Annotated in this window: 13 protein-coding genes; all 13 read right to left on the bottom strand. The window is 55.0% G+C overall.

Features of this window, described 5'->3' with window-relative positions:
- Window positions 1–162: 162 nt before the first annotated feature.
- The 13 genes from wecG to rho all read right to left on the bottom strand — a co-directional run bounded on the left by wecG (window position 163) and on the right by rho (window position 14,445).
- Window positions 163–903, bottom strand: coding sequence for a lipopolysaccharide N-acetylmannosaminouronosyltransferase (gene wecG, locus MC50_RS09305; RefSeq protein WP_032690043.1), 741 nt, complete (start codon window positions 901–903; stop codon window positions 163–165).
- An 8-nt stretch (window positions 904–911) separates the two neighbouring features.
- Window positions 912–2,261, bottom strand: coding sequence for an ECA oligosaccharide polymerase (wzyE, locus tag MC50_RS09300; RefSeq protein WP_032690044.1), 1,350 nt, complete (start codon window positions 2,259–2,261; stop codon window positions 912–914).
- Complete coding sequence (locus MC50_RS09295; RefSeq protein ID WP_047663712.1) at window positions 2,258–3,337, bottom strand: TDP-N-acetylfucosamine:lipid II N-acetylfucosaminyltransferase; 1,080 nt, start codon at window positions 3,335–3,337, stop codon at window positions 2,258–2,260. The genes wzyE and MC50_RS09295 overlap by 4 nt, the downstream gene beginning before the upstream one ends.
- Window positions 3,334–4,584 (bottom strand): lipid III flippase WzxE, encoded by a 1,251-nt coding sequence (gene wzxE, locus MC50_RS09290; protein WP_032690046.1) that lies wholly within the window; start codon window positions 4,582–4,584, stop codon window positions 3,334–3,336. The genes MC50_RS09295 and wzxE overlap by 4 nt, the downstream gene beginning before the upstream one ends.
- A gap of 1 nt (window position 4,585) precedes the next feature.
- Window positions 4,586–5,716, bottom strand: coding sequence for a dTDP-4-amino-4,6-dideoxygalactose transaminase (rffA, locus tag MC50_RS09285; protein WP_032690062.1), 1,131 nt, complete (start codon window positions 5,714–5,716; stop codon window positions 4,586–4,588).
- 4 nt (window positions 5,717–5,720) lie between these two features.
- Window positions 5,721–6,395 carry a dTDP-4-amino-4,6-dideoxy-D-galactose acyltransferase gene (rffC, locus tag MC50_RS09280; protein WP_047663711.1) on the bottom strand — a complete coding sequence of 225 codons (675 nt, stop codon included), beginning with the start codon at window positions 6,393–6,395 and terminating at the stop codon, window positions 5,721–5,723.
- Complete coding sequence (gene rfbA / locus MC50_RS09275; RefSeq protein ID WP_047663709.1) at window positions 6,373–7,254, bottom strand: glucose-1-phosphate thymidylyltransferase RfbA; 882 nt, start codon at window positions 7,252–7,254, stop codon at window positions 6,373–6,375. Before rfbA ends, rffC begins: the two co-directional genes overlap by 23 nt.
- Before the next feature lie 17 nt (window positions 7,255–7,271).
- On the bottom strand, window positions 7,272–8,339 hold the full coding sequence (gene rffG / locus MC50_RS09270; protein ID WP_032690063.1) for a dTDP-glucose 4,6-dehydratase: 1,068 nt from the start codon (window positions 8,337–8,339) through the stop codon (window positions 7,272–7,274).
- Entirely contained in the window at window positions 8,336–9,598 is a 1,263-nt protein-coding gene (gene wecC, locus MC50_RS09265) for a UDP-N-acetyl-D-mannosamine dehydrogenase (protein WP_032697959.1), read from the bottom strand. The genes rffG and wecC overlap by 4 nt, the downstream gene beginning before the upstream one ends.
- The gene (wecB, locus tag MC50_RS09260) at window positions 9,595–10,725 is read right to left on the bottom strand and encodes a non-hydrolyzing UDP-N-acetylglucosamine 2-epimerase (RefSeq protein WP_072000056.1); all 1,131 of its coding nucleotides are present in this window, start codon (window positions 10,723–10,725) and stop codon (window positions 9,595–9,597) included. Before wecB ends, wecC begins: the two co-directional genes overlap by 4 nt.
- A gap of 56 nt (window positions 10,726–10,781) precedes the next feature.
- Window positions 10,782–11,828 (bottom strand): ECA polysaccharide chain length modulation protein, encoded by a 1,047-nt coding sequence (wzzE, locus tag MC50_RS09255; RefSeq protein WP_015585414.1) that lies wholly within the window; start codon window positions 11,826–11,828, stop codon window positions 10,782–10,784.
- Window positions 11,829–11,841: 13 nt separating this feature from the next.
- Complete coding sequence (wecA, locus tag MC50_RS09250; protein ID WP_004869531.1) at window positions 11,842–12,945, bottom strand: UDP-N-acetylglucosamine--undecaprenyl-phosphate N-acetylglucosaminephosphotransferase; 1,104 nt, start codon at window positions 12,943–12,945, stop codon at window positions 11,842–11,844.
- A gap of 240 nt (window positions 12,946–13,185) precedes the next feature.
- Window positions 13,186–14,445, bottom strand: a complete 1,260-nt coding sequence (gene rho / locus MC50_RS09245; RefSeq protein WP_002883293.1) for a transcription termination factor Rho — start codon at window positions 14,443–14,445, stop codon at window positions 13,186–13,188.
- Window positions 14,446–14,641 lie beyond the last annotated feature (196 nt).

Genomic DNA, 14,641 nt, shown 5'->3' with positions numbered 1-14,641 from the left:
AATGAAAGGAAATGTCCTTGCCTGCACGACGGCACACGCTGCCCGCCGTGCATTAAGCATGCGAATGGTTAATGAATTTTCAGGAAATGGCAAATAAAGTATCAGGCGAGTGACAGTAGTAAACACAATACGTACGTAAACTCGCCAGTTTGCAGTGGAATATCAGAGCTGACCGGTATAATACCAACGTAAATATCGCAGCAGGCGAATCTGTCTTTTAATCCGACTCGGCTGAGAGACTAAACGATAGAACCACTCCAGACCCAGGTTTTGCCAGAATTTTGGCGCCCGGTGGACATGGCCGGTGAAAACATCGTAGGTGCCGCCAACCCCCATATACAGCGCCTGCGGATAGACCTCCCGGCAGTCGCGCATCAGGATCTCCTGACGCGGCGATCCCATCGCCACGGTTACGATTTTCGCACCGCTATCGCGAATACGCTCAAACAACGCCTGGCGTCGATCGGCAGCGAAATACCCATCCTGACTGCCGACAATATTGACCTTCCAGCGGGCACGCAGCTGCGCCTCCGTCTGTGCCAGCACCTCCGGCTTGCCGCCAACCAGGAAGACCGGGGTCCCCTGTGCGCCCGCCCGTTCCATCAGCGCTTCCCAGAGGTCAGCGCCCGCCACGCGCGAAACCTGAGCCTGAGGGTATTTTTTACGCAGTGAGCGCACGACGCTGATGCCATCGGCATATTTAAACTCTGCGGCTTCAATCAGTGCCCGTACGTCAGGATTATCCTCAACCGCCAGCATCTTCTCTGCGTTGATCGCCACCAGCGTTCCCTGGCGGATAGTGCCGTCCGCATACAAATAGTCCAGAGCGTGCTGCATATTGCGCCAACCAATGAGTTGTAACCCTCTCAGCAGATACAACGGCGCAGAAATAGTCTCAGTCATGTCCATCCTTATCTGACCTGAGGTTGCGAAAGCGGTTTAACCCGCCGGTGAATCAGTCCCGCGCTATCCAGGAACCAGTACAGCAATTTCGCCGCCAGTAAGCAGATACCAAAGATCACGAGGAAAAACACCACGCGGGAGCCAAATGAGTCCAGCCCTTCGCGCGCCAGCACTATCATGTTGAAGATAGCGCCAAAACAGAAACTGTGCAGGATAGCCGCTTTATAACGGTTACTCTCGCGGTTACCCAGCTCATACAGCCAGTCGAACCATTTGATAATCAGTCCGACCGCCACCGCGCCCAGCGGAACAAACCAGATCCCCCCCATCACCACCAGCGAGCCGATCAGCGTCGGCGAGATAGCCAGGCCGGAGTGGTTATTCAGCACTTCCCAGGTAAAGTAGTTAGCGGTATTGAGCACCATCGACGGTCGGCTATGCCACATCCAGCTGGGGATAAAGACGTAGAAATCCCTGATCATCGGCGCCAGCCCCTGGAAGGCGATCTTGTCGTAGTTTTGCAGCAGCAGCGCCAGATTCTCCCACGGCGAAAACGTATCGCGGGTCAGATAGAGGAAGGTATAAAACGCTTCATCGCCGCTGACGTTCATGCCATAGCGCTTAAGCGCCAGCCAGAACATTCCCACAATACCCAGGACGCCAGCCGCCGCCAGCATCCACAGGCTGATCCAGCCGCGAATAATGCCGATAAACAGGAAAATGGCGAAAGCGATAATGATATTCGCGCGGGTACCGCCGACAATGGCATAGGTCAACAGCCCAAACGCCACGGTGCTGAGCAGGAAGAATATCCACGCCTTATAATCCTGGCGCAGGAAATAGACCACCAGCATCGCCGGGATAAAGAAATAGAAAAAGCGCTTCAGCGCCACGCCGGAGACTTCGGCAGAGAAGATCTGACTGTAAGAGTTGAGCTTAAACAGCAGGAAGCCATTGTGGGCAAAGAAAATCCCGACGCACAGCAGCGCTACGCCCAGCAGAATGATCCATGCCAGATGCGTTTCCACGCGGTTCATCGTAAATAGCGGCCGTCGCTGGCTGTCGTGCGTGGCCGAACGCAGACGCGTTTTATAGGTCACGTAATAGACCGCATAGAAACAGACCGACACCAGCAAGGTTTGCAGCAACACGTCCGGCGGAGCAACGCTGACATCAAAGCGGAACACCAGGATACTGGTCAGCGGGAAACCAAAGAAGAAGGTCAGCAGAAACAACAACGAGAAGAACACATTGAAGTTAAAGCGCACGCGGCGAAACTCAAAATACGTCGCGGTGGCGATAAACAGCGTTGACAGCAGCCAGACCACCAGCAGCCCGCAAAATTGCATTAATGTCATGCGTTGACCCCCGCGGCAATCTGCAATGCCTGCTGCCAGCCCGCCAGGTAGTTCGGCCGGAAGAAAGCAATCTGGTTCTTATCAACGCTCGCCAGCTGACGCTGGGCTTCACGCACTACGTCAACATCCAGCGCATCGCCGGTAAACAGCACCGGAATATTCTGCTCCGTCATATCCTGCCAGAACGGGTTTTCCCGGTTCAGCACACAGGGTATCCCTGCCTGAATTAATAAACATAGTGTCCCGATGCCCTGCTGGCGAGCAAACAGGAAATAGCCCAGATCGCAGCGGCGCAGCAGATTCAGATAATCAGGAAACGCCAGCTTCTCACTGAGAATCTGCAGGTGGGTGGCGCTAAACAGCGCAGCGCCCGCTTCACGGACCTCGTTAATATAGTCCGTATTATTTTCCGGATACCCCATCGGCACGATCACGTTTACCGTATCGCCAAATTGCTGATGGATAGCACGCAGCGCCGCAATATGCTCATTACTGCGGTCACCCGAGTTCCCGACCAGAATCGTCAGCGTCTCGGCACGCGGTGCGCTCTCGGCCAGCGAATTAAGCGCCGGATCCATGCGCGTCGGAAAATAGAGCAGTTCGCCGGGCACGCCCGGATGACGGCGAGCGAACCAGCTGAGATCGCCCCGGGTGGCAAAAACGCGCCCGACCCGACTCTGGGCAAGGCGCCGCAGCGGATAGAACAGGCGAAACTTCAGGCTGGACGAATTTTCATACAGGTCGGCCCCCCAGATATGCCAGTTAAACTGGGCAGGACGAATCCCCCCGCTTAGCAGCGCCAGCCACAGCCCGGTATTAAACTGGCCGTGGAAGAAAAAGCGCTGTCGGCGATCGGCTTTTGCCAGAGTTATCACCGCCTGCGCCAGGGATTTTTTTCCGGGATAACAGGTGACAGATAATGCCGGGTAGGCCTCGCGCACTCCTGTTGCATCACCGACGACCATAAACCTACGCGCCTGCTCGTCATGGGCGGCCAGCTCGTCATTAAAGAACCGTAAAACGGTCTGGTTGTGGTGCGGGATATCCGATCCCAGTACATGTATCAGTGCTGTCATGCCCGTTTACGCCAGAGTAAAAACACGCCACTACAAAGGGCGAAATAAACAATATACGTAGCCATATACGCCTGCGCTGCGCCAATCGCGCCATGCGCCGGGATCAGCCAGTGCGAGAATGCGGTCAACAGCGTGAACTGGCTGATTTCCGTTAGTATATAAAAACGCAGCGACGCTTTCGCAATCACCAGATAGCCATAAACATAGGCGCCGACCTTCAGCACATCGCCGACCAGTTGCCAGGCAAACAGGTCGCGCATCGCCGTAAAGCGGTCGGAAAACAGCAGCCAGATGGCAAAGTCGCGCAGTAGCCAGACGGTTAAGCTCGCCACCGCCACCGCCGGAAGGACAAATTTTAATGATTTGCCGATCTCACGGGTAATCTCTGATTTGGCCGTCAATCGGGAGAGCGTAGGCAGCAGATAGACGCTAAACGATGCGGTGATAAACTGCAGGTAGGCATCGGAAATGCTGCTGACCCCTTGCCAGATCCCTACCGCCTCCCAGCCATAATGCTCCGCCAGCAGGTTACGCATCATCACGTAAGCCACCGGCAGCGTCACCGAGGTAATCAGCGCCATCAGGGTAAATTTGGAAAGCTGCCCCGCGAGGCCGTTATCCCAGCGCGGACGCAGCGCGCTGAGCGGGATTGTCCCGCGCCGCCATAGCACGATTGCCGCCGGGATCACCACCAGCGCCGGCACCAGCGCCAGCCCGAGCAGCGCCCCCTGGTAGCCCGCGAAGCGATAGCAGGCGTAATAGGCCACGACGCCAATCAGGCTACCGGCGATCAGCGACAGGGCATTGCCCGCCGCATCGCGAAAACCTTTCATCAAGGCCAGCAGCAGGTTTGCCCAGGCAATGCCCATCTGTACCAGCGCCACCAGTTGCACCAGCCCCTGATAGTGCGTATGGCCGAACAGCCCCTGGCTGACCGGCGCGGCCGCCAGCAGAAAGACCAGCGCCAGCAGCGTTGAGAAGCCAAGCACCATTGCTGAGGAGGTGCCGACGACCTTATTCAGCTGCTGGCGATCGTCATGATGCTGTGCGACCAGTTTGGTGACACCGTTGAAAATACCGGCGCCCGCCAGTACGCCAAGCACGGTCACCAGCTGGCGAAAGTTACCGGCCTGACCAACCCCTGCCGGGCCAAAGGAGACAGCCAGTAGTTTAACCACCAGCAGTCCGGCCCCAATTTTGACCAGCGTGGACGCGGCGGTCCACAGTGAAGCTTTAGCCAGCGACATATCAGGAGAAATAACTCAGCAGCGAATTAATCACCGTACGCTGATTGGCTGACGACAGGTTATAGAACAGCGGCAGGCGCAGCAGGCGCTCGCTCTCCTGGGTGGTATGACGATCGTCACCGCGGAACTCGCCAAAGTGCTCTCCCGCCGGGCAGCTATGCAGCGGGATGTAGTGGAACACCGCCAGAATTTCCGCCTCTTTTAGCCAGGCGATCAGGTTACTGCGATCGTCAATATCGCGCAGCTTAATATAAAACATGTGCGCGTTGTGTCCGCAGTCGGCCGGAATCACCGGCAGATCGATGCGACCAGCCCGTGCCAGTGGCAGCAACGCATCGTAATAGCGCTGCCAGAGCGTTAAACGTTGCTGGTTAATCTGTTCCGCCGCTTCCAGCTGCGCCCACAGGTATGCCGCCTGCAGGTCAGACATCAGATAGCTGGAGCCGATATCGCGCCAGGTGTATTTATCCACCAGCCCGCGGAAGAACTGGCTACGGTTGGTCCCTTTTTCGCGGATAATTTCCGCACGTTCGATCAACTTACGATCGTTAATCAGCGTCGCGCCACCTTCACCGCCGGCGGTATAGTTTTTGGTTTCATGGAAACTGAAACAGCCTATATGCCCGATTGTGCCCAGCGCTCGCCCTTTGTAAGTCGACATGACACCCTGCGCGGCATCTTCCACCACGAACAGATTGTACTTGCTGGCAAGGGCCATGATGGTGTCCATCTCGCAGGCCACGCCGGCATAGTGTACCGGTACAATGGCGCGGGTTTTCTCACCGATCGCCGCTTCAATTTTGGTTTCATCGATATTCATCGTATCGCGACGAATATCGACAAAGACGATTTTTGCCCCGCGCAACACAAAGGCGTTGGCGGTTGAGACGAAGGTATAGCTCGGCATAATCACTTCATCGCCCGGCTGGATATCCAGCAGCAGCGCCGCCATTTCCAGCGAAGCGGTGCAGGAAGGCGTCAACAGTGCTTTCGCAGTCCCAAACCGCTGCTCCATCCACTGCTGGCAGCGGCGGGTAAATCCGCCGTCGCCGCACAGTTTTCCGCTGTCCATCGCGGATTGCATATAATCAAGCTCGGTTCCCACCACCGGCGGTGCGTTAAATGGAATCATCATGTCACCTGTATAACCAGTACGCGGTGTTTTCAACATTCGCACCGCTGAGAATATAACGTTTAAGCGCGGCGGTGTTCCCCATCTGGGTTGCCACCCGCAGTGTAGACAGCCCGCGGAGTTCGGCCCAATGCCGTGCGGCCTGCATCAGTTCAGCACCCGCGCCGCGACCGGCTAGCAGGCCGATGCGGGCATCCGTCTCATTGAGCTGACGCAGTGAAACAAAAGCGCGAATGTCGCCATCGGCAGCGCGAAAAATCAGACACTGGTTATCGAACGTCCCCCGCACCGCGTTTTCAATCCACTGGGCGTAGAAACGGCCGCTGGCATCTGCGGCATACCAGGGAGCGCGGAAGCGACTTTGCGCAAAGGCCTGTGCCGCCAGCTCGCGCAGTCGTGGAATCTCTGCCGGCGTAGCCACTTCACAGCCCGAGTCGGCAGACCGACCGACCGGCAGTGCCAGATCGACTTCGCCTTCCACCAGCTGGAAACCCAGCTGCTGTAGCGCATCCAGCCGCACGCCATCATCCGCCGCAATCTTCGCCTGCAAACGCGTCCAGCCGGCCAGCGCCTGAGCGGTCAGCTGCGGGGCGTCATCGCGAAAGCGCACAATCGCGCTCTGGATGCCGAAGAAGCGATTTTCCCACTCCAGGGATTCAATACTGGCGTGGACGAACACGGACAAGATCCAGTAAGTATTGGCCATAGCCGGTTTTTTCCAGACGTTTGGCTGCCAGCTTTACGCCGTCATCATCCAGCCAACCGTTGCGCCAGCTAATTTCTTCAAGACAGGCAATTTTGAAGCCCTGACGCTTTTCCACCGTTTGTACGAACATGCTGGCCTCGATCAAGCTATCGTGCGTACCGGTGTCCAGCCATGCAAAACCACGCCCAAGAAGCTCAACGGTCAGCGCACCGTCCTCCAGATACATCTGGTTGATACTGGTAATTTCCAGCTCGCCACGTGATGACGGTTTAACCTGTTTCGCATATTCAGCAACTTTGCCATCATAGAAGTAGAGGCCCGTTACCGCCCAGTTAGATTTGGGATTTTGCGGTTTTTCTTCCAGAGAAAGAGCGCGAAAATTATCATCGAACTCCACTACGCCAAAACGTTCTGGATCCATGACCTGATACCCAAATACCGTCGCACCTTGAGTACGCGACGCGACGCTGCGTAGCTTAGGACTGAAACTTTGACCAAAGAAGATATTATCACCCAGCACCAGACAAGAGGGTTCACCATTAAGGAACTCCTCTCCGAGGATAAAGGCCTGTGCCAGGCCATCCGGGCTTGGTTGCACAGCATAATGCAGCTGAATACCGAATTCTTCCCCATCGCCGAGCAGGCGCTGAAAATCACGTTGATCCTCAGGCGTGGTGATCACCAGAATCTCGCGGATACCGGCCAACATCAGCACCGAAAGCGGATAGTAAATCATCGGCTTATCGTAGATAGGCAACAGCTGCTTTGACACTCCGCGGGTAATTGGATGCAAACGGGTGCCCGAACCACCTGCCAGAATAATACCTTTCATTGTTCTCTCCCAGGCGTTCAGGCCTGCAGTCCCAGACGCTCACCCTGATAGCTACCGTCCAGAACCTGCTGCCACCAGGTTTCATTTGCCAGGTACCACTGAACCGTTTTGCGCATACCGCTGGTAAAAGTCTCATCCGGAGTCCAGCCTAGTTCAGTTTCAATTTTCGACGCATCGATGGCATAGCGAAGATCGTGGCCAGGTCGATCGGTGACAAAGGTGATGAGATCGCGATAGTGCGCCACGCCATTCGGCTTGTGCGGTGCCAGCTCTTCCAGCAGATCGCAAATGGTTTCCACCACCTCAATATTCTTACGCTCGTTGTGCCCGCCGATATTGTAAGTTTCGCCAGACTTACCGCGTGTCGCCACCAGGTACAGTGCTCTGGCGTGATCTTCAACGTACAACCAGTCGCGAATTTGCTGGCCATTGCCATAAACCGATAGCGGCTTGCCTGCCAGCGCATTGAGGATGGTAAGCGGAATCAGCTTCTCTGGGAAATGATACGGTCCATAGTTATTTGAACAATTCGTGATCAGCGCTGGCAGACCATAGGTGCGTTGCCATGCGCGCACCAGATGGTCACTGCTGGCTTTAGAAGCGGAATAAGGACTACTAGGCGCATAAGGCGTCATTTCGGTAAAAAACGCGCCGCTATCGTGGAGATCGCCGTATACCTCGTCTGTCGAAATATGGTGGAAGCGAAACGCCGATTTTTTCTCATCGTCAGCCTCATTCCAGTATGCGCGTGCGGCTTCCAGCAGCGTATAGGTCCCGACGATATTGGTTTCAATAAACGCCGCCGGACCGTCAATGGAACGATCGACATGACTTTCAGCCGCAAGGTGCATCACGATGTCAGGCTGGTAGTGGCAAAAAACGCGATCGAGTTCGGTTCGATCACAAATATCCACTTGTTCAAAAGCAAATCGGGCATTCCGGGCAACAGGAGACAGTGATTGTAAATTACCGGCATAGGTCAACTTATCGACGACGACAACCGTGTCGGAAGTTTCGCGAATGATTTCGCGAACAACCGCTGAGCCAATAAACCCGGCCCCACCGGTGACCAGAACCGTTCTCACCGCCACACCCCTTTGGTATCGACAATATAATCCTGCGTCACGCTATCGCCGCTGATGGCTTTAAACTCGTGATGGTCAACCAGCATCACCAGCACATCGGCGTTCGCCAGTGCGTCATCCAGCAAGGCCAGCGTACACAGGCCGTCAAGTTTCGCCGGTAGCTGGTGAATATTGGGTTCCACAACCAGCGTTTCACCGCTGTGCCAGCGGGCGATTTGCATAGCGATAGACATCGCCGGACTTTCGCGCAGATCGTCGATATTCGGCTTAAAAGCCAGGCCAAAACAGGCGACCTTCAACTCACTGGCGCGTTTATTACTGGCGGCCAGACAATCGGCGACCCGGGCTTTGACCTGCTCGATAACCCAGTCAGGTTTATGGTCGTTAACTTCACGGGCGGTGCGAATCAGCCGCGCCTGTTGCGGGTTTTGCGCCACGATGAACCACGGGTCGACTGCGATGCAGTGCCCTCCTACCCCAGGTCCCGGCTGCAGGATATTCACGCGCGGATGACGGTTTGCCAGGCGAATCAGCTCCCAGACGTTAATGCCCTGCTCAGCGCAGATCAGCGACAGCTCGTTCGCAAACGCAATGTTAACGTCGCGGAAGCTGTTTTCGGTCAGCTTACACATCTCAGCGGTGCGGGAGTTGGTGACCACGCATTCGCCTTCGAGAAAAATTTTATACAGCTCGCTGGCGCGGGCGGAGCAAACCGGCGACATACCGCCGATGACGCGGTCGTTTTTAATCAGCTCTACCATTACCTGACCTGGCAACACGCGCTCCGGGCAGTAGGCAATATTGACATCCGCCGCTTCACCAACCTGCTGCGGGAAGCTCAGGTCCGGGCGCATTTCAGCGAGCCAGGCGGCCATTTGCTCCGTCGAACCCACCGGAGAGGTAGACTCCAGAATCACCAGCGCCCCCTTCTTCAGCACTGGCGCAATGGATTTTGCCGCCGCCTCGACGAAGACCATATCCGGTTCATGCAGATCTTTGAACGGGGTGGGTACGGCAATCAGGTACGCATCCGCCGCAACCGGCTCGGTCGTCGCACATAAATAGCCCTGCTCAACCGCCGTTTTGACCACGCTCGCCAGATCCGGCTCTACGATATGAATCTCGCCACGGTTAATGGTCTCCACGGCATGTTGATTGATATCAACGCCGACCACCCGCTTTTGCCGGGAGGCGAACGCGGCAGCGGTTGGCAGGCCGATATATCCAAGGCCAATCACTGAAATGGTAGAAAAACTCATAGCGTTACCTGATTATTTTTAAGTGCGGACAAAATACGGCGACATGCCTGACCATCGCCGTAGGGATTATGCGCCCGGCTCATTGCCTGATACGCGGCATCATCCTGCAGCAGATGCGTCACTTCAGCGACGATACGCTGGCTGTCGGTCCCGACCAGACGCACGGTACCTGCGGCAATCGCCTCCGGGCGTTCCGTCATTTCACGCATCACCAGTACCGGCTTCCCTAACGATGGCGCCTCCTCCTGAATACCGCCGGAGTCGGTGAGGATCAGCCATGCGCGATCCATCAACCAGACAAACGGCAGATAATCCTGCGGTTCAATTAACATCACGTTATCGATATGACCGAGAATACGGTTCACCGGCTCGCTGACGTTCGGGTTCAGGTGCACCGGATACACAATCTGGACATCGGGATTGCTGGCAGCGATTTCTGCCAGCGCGTGGCAAATTTGCTCAAACCCGCGGCCAAAGCTTTCCCGGCGGTGGCCGGTGACCAGAATCATCTTCTTGCCGTTCGCCAGGAAAGGATAGCGCTGCATCAGTGCGCTACGCAGAGCCTCATCGCCCAGCACCCGATCGCGAACCCAGAACAATGCATCAATGACCGTGTTGCCGGTGACCGTGATATGGTCATCGGTGATATTTTCGCGCAGCAGATTTTGCCGCGAGGTCTCTGTCGGGGCAAAGTGGTACGTTGCCAGATGCCCGGTCAGCGTACGGTTCCCTTCTTCCGGCCACGGCGAGCTCAGATCGCCGGTCCGCAGTCCCGCCTCAACGTGCCCCACCGGGATTCGCTGGTAGAAAGCGGCCAGGCTCGCGGCCATCGTCGTCGTGGTATCGCCATGCACCAGCACGACGTCCGGCTTAAATGACTCCAGGACCGGTTTCAGCCCCTCGAGGATACGACAGGTGATTTCCGTCAGGCCCTGACCTGGCTGCATAATATTGAGGTCGTAATCCGGCACAATAGAAAAAAGTTTCAACACCTGGTCGAGCATCTCCCGATGCTGGGCGGTTACGCACACTTTCGCCTCAAAGTGAGGATCTTTTGCCAGCGCATGAACCAGAGGCGCCATTTTGATGGCTTCGGGTCTGGTGCCAAATACCGTTAGTACTTTCACATCGATTCTCTTCGATTAGGTGATGAAGTTGATTAATGCTTCATCACAGGCCGCATTCACTGGACTCTGCGTCGCGATAATGCAACGCCTGCGCCGATGAGCGCGCCCACGATACCCCACATCACCATCAGAAATACGCGCCGCGGGCTATCGCGTTTTACCGGTTCTTCCGGCGTACGCAAATACCGGTAAGTCTGAAAACGCGGATCTAATGTCGGTCCGACGTTGAGCGTATTCAGCATGGCACGGCTTTGGTCATAGTCGAGATCGTATTCCGGCCCCACCGCTTGCAAATTTTCCAGCCGCGCCTGCAGCATTGGCCTGCCGAGCAAGAACAGCTCGGAATCCGGCAGCTGATCGGCCGGGATGTCCGTTTCACTGCGGGAGATGTTGTGCTGCTGCGCCACTTTCAACGCCTCTTCCACGCTGTGGGTACGGCGGTTGAAAATTTCGCGCGCCACCTCTTCCTGGCGCTTCACCTGCGCTTTCATCTGCACGGTGCGGGCCGCCCAGGCGCCTTTCAGCTCGTCATTTAGGTGCCCTGCCGCACGCTGGCTGGCGAAGGCCACGTACTGGCGCAGCAGATTATTGGCATCCGCCGCGGTCTCGGCCGTCAGCTTCACGCTGTCATTAACATTTTTTAGCGGGTCGCCGGGCATGAACTGAATATTGTTAATCAGATCGTCCAGCAGCGCAGCGTCCGCGCGGGCATTGCCCGACTGGCGCTGTTTGTAATAGTCAGTTTGCAACCAAAAATCGCGGCGGGTATCCCAGGACCCCTGCTGCATGATGAACTCTTTGTAGGCTTGATCCATCGCCGACGGCTGGTCGACCGGAACCAGATTGGCTTTAATATCCAGATTGCGTAAGAACTGCTGTTGAGAATAGTAACCGCCCAGCATATTCACGGTTGGCCGATCGGTTATCGCCGTTGCGCTCCACTCCTGGCGAGCAAAGAAGGCGTAAACCAGAACGATCAGCGCAAATAGCACGGCCATGCCGGCTATCCAGATTTTTCCTGCCCATAAGGCGCGAAACAGCCCGCGAATATCCAGCTCATTCTCAACGTTCACTGCTTGTGCTCCCGGTAATGGTTGAGTCATCACGTCCCCAGTTCTACTTGGTTAATTTTGGATTATTGCCGCTGTGTCGCCGTATTCTGCGTCTGATGCGCTTAACCAGTCGCGCCACTTTCCATGCGCGTTTAATGCAGTAGCCATAAAGGAAAAAGGCCAACAAAAAGAGAATTAACATCACCCATTCAGGAACGATACGGGTATATTCCGCCACCACGCCCACCAGCGCCAGTAGCGCGGCCGCCAGGGTGATCAGGACAAACGCCTGTCGGGAAGTAAACCCGGCACGCATGATCAAATGATGAATATGCTGGCGATCCGGAGAGAACGGACTCATACCTTTACGCAGGCGACGATACATAATCGCCACCATATCCATCAACGGAATCGCAATAATCCACAGGGCGGTCACCGGGCTAATGGGATGCGTTTTGCCCTGGGTCGTTTCCAGCAGAATCCAGATGATGGTGAAGCCAATCATGGTACTGCCGGCATCACCCATAAAAACTTTATAACGACGGCCAAGCGCGCCGAGGTTAAGTAAAATATAGGGCAGAATGGCGGCTATCATCGCAAAACACCACATTGCCAGGCTGTATTGGCCGTCAAACCACAGAATAATACCGGTTGCCGCAAAGGAGACCGATGACAGACCGCCGAGCAGCCCGTCGATACCATCCACCATATTAAAGGCGTTAATCGCGGCCCAGACGGCGAAAAGGGTGAGGAAGAAGCCAAACGGGCCGAGGACCAGCTCCCACGAACCAAAAATATAGCCCAGACTACTCAGGTGCAGATTTCCTGCCGTCATCATGACAACGGCAATGGCGGCCTGAATCACCGCGCGAATTTTTACACTGATATCAAACCGATCATCCAGCGCACCGACCAGCACAAGGATGCCGGCGCAGGCCAGATATAAGGATGAATGGGGAATGTAATAATCAGCGATGGCAAAAGTAAAACAAATGCCAGCATAAACTGAGATGCCACCCACTAACGGAACCAAACCCTGGTGCCGTTTTCGATAGTTAGGTTTATCCACTAACCCGACTTTTTTTGCTGCTTTTCGGGCAACAAATATAAAAAGGGTAGTGAATAAGAAAATACTGATTAATTCAGTAATAGCAGTGAGTAAATTCACAACACATGTGCTCTCAGCATGGTTAATCCGGGAAGTATAACGACGATGTCTCAACTCCTGAAGGGGTAAAGCAGAACATTACAAATTTATTGTATAGATTTTAGTCTGTTAAAATCATCTCTGCCTGGAGTGGCGCGCTAATCATACGATAATCCCTGCTTCCTTTTCCCTTCCTGGATCATACAAACCCAAAAAACAAAACGCCACGCGATTGCGTGGCGTTTTTGGGCTTTTTTTAACTTACGAGCGCTTCATCATATCGAAGAAGTCATCGTTCGTTTTGGTCATTGCCAGTTTGTTGATGAGGAACTCCATCGCGTCAATCTCACCCATCGGATGGATGATTTTACGCAGGATCCACATCTTCTGCAGCTCTTCCTGGGTGGTAAGCAGCTCTTCTTTACGGGTACCGGAACGGTTGTAGTCGATAGCCGGGAAGACGCGTTTTTCAGCGATCTTACGCGAGAGATGCAGCTCCATGTTACCGGTGCCTTTAAACTCTTCGTAGATAACCTCATCCATTTTGGAGCCAGTATCAATCAGCGCGGTGGCGATGATAGTCAGGCTACCGCCCTCTTCCACGTTACGTGCTGCACCGAAGAAACGCTTCGGACGATGCAGGGCGTTGGCATCCACACCACCGGTCAACACTTTACCGGAAGCCGGAACAACGGTGTTGTAGGCACGCGCCAGACGAGTAATGGAGTCGAGCAGAATGATAACGTCTTTCTTGTGCTCAACCAGGCGTTTCGCCTTCTCGATAACCATCTCGGCAACCTGAACGTGGCGAGAAGCCGGTTCGTCAAAGGTGGAAGCAACCACTTCACCTTTAACCAGACGCTGCATCTCGGTCACTTCTTCCGGACGTTCGTCGATCAGCAGCACCATCAGCACGCAGTCAGGATGGTTGTAGGCGATGCTCTGCGCGATATTCTGCAGCAGCATGGTTTTACCCGCTTTCGGCGGCGCCACAATCAGACCACGCTGACCGCGACCAATTGGCGAAGCCAGATCCAGCACACGTGCGGTTAAGTCTTCGGTTGAACCGTTACCACGTTCCATACGCAGACGTGAGTTCGCATGCAGCGGCGTCAAGTTCTCGAACAGGATCTTATTACGCGCGTTTTCCGGCTTGTCGTAGTTAACTTCGTTAACTTTCAACAGCGCAAAGTAACGCTCACCCTCTTTAGGAGGACGAATCTTACCGGAAATGGTGTCACCAGTGCGGAGGTTGAAACGGCGGATTTGGCTTGGGGATACGTAGATGTCATCGGGACCGGCGAGGTAGGAGCTGTCTGCGGAGCGGAGGAAACCAAATCCATCCTGCAGTATCTCCAGTACGCCATCGCCAAAGATATCTTCGCCACTCTTCGAATGCTGCTTGAGGATGGCAAAAATAATATCCTGCTTACGCATACGGGCCAGGTTTTCCAGCCCCATATTTTCGCCGAGAGTAATCAGCTCAGAAACCGGCGTATTCTTTAATTCGGTAAGATTCATAATGGTGTGGGTTCTTAAACTCGGGGTAGAACTCGAACTTAATGTTGTGAATGGTATGGCAGGAACATCCATGCCTGTTAACGGCCTTCATCTCGTGCCTGTACGTTGCCTGGTCACAGGAAAGAACGCAGAGCTGGAACGACAAAACGGAATGAGTGAAAAGCCCGGAATTTGTAGCCTCTCGCGCATTTTCTGC

Source organism: Klebsiella planticola (assembly GCF_000783935.2).
GTDB lineage: Bacteria > Pseudomonadota > Gammaproteobacteria > Enterobacterales > Enterobacteriaceae > Klebsiella > Klebsiella planticola.
This window is presented reverse-complemented; position numbering and strand designations above follow the sequence as displayed.

Excerpts from the sequence above, each read along its gene's own strand:
- wzxE (WP_032690046.1), bottom strand. The coding sequence starts at position 4,584 with ATGTCGCTGGCTAAAGCTTCACTGTGGACCGCCGCGTCCACGCTGGTC.
- wzzE (WP_015585414.1), bottom strand. The coding sequence starts at position 11,828 with ATGACTCAACCATTACCGGGAGCACAAGCAGTGAACGTTGAGAATGAG.
- rffA (WP_032690062.1), bottom strand. The coding sequence starts at position 5,716 with ATGATTCCATTTAACGCACCGCCGGTGGTGGGAACCGAGCTTGATTAT.
- MC50_RS09295 (WP_047663712.1), bottom strand. The coding sequence starts at position 3,337 with ATGACAGCACTGATACATGTACTGGGATCGGATATCCCGCACCACAAC.
- wzyE (WP_032690044.1), bottom strand. The coding sequence starts at position 2,261 with ATGACATTAATGCAATTTTGCGGGCTGCTGGTGGTCTGGCTGCTGTCA.
- rfbA (WP_047663709.1), bottom strand. The coding sequence starts at position 7,254 with ATGAAAGGTATTATTCTGGCAGGTGGTTCGGGCACCCGTTTGCATCCA.
- wecG (WP_032690043.1), bottom strand. The coding sequence starts at position 903 with ATGACTGAGACTATTTCTGCGCCGTTGTATCTGCTGAGAGGGTTACAA.
- wecC (WP_032697959.1), bottom strand. The coding sequence starts at position 9,598 with ATGAGTTTTTCTACCATTTCAGTGATTGGCCTTGGATATATCGGCCTG.
- rho (WP_002883293.1), bottom strand. The coding sequence starts at position 14,445 with ATGAATCTTACCGAATTAAAGAATACGCCGGTTTCTGAGCTGATTACT.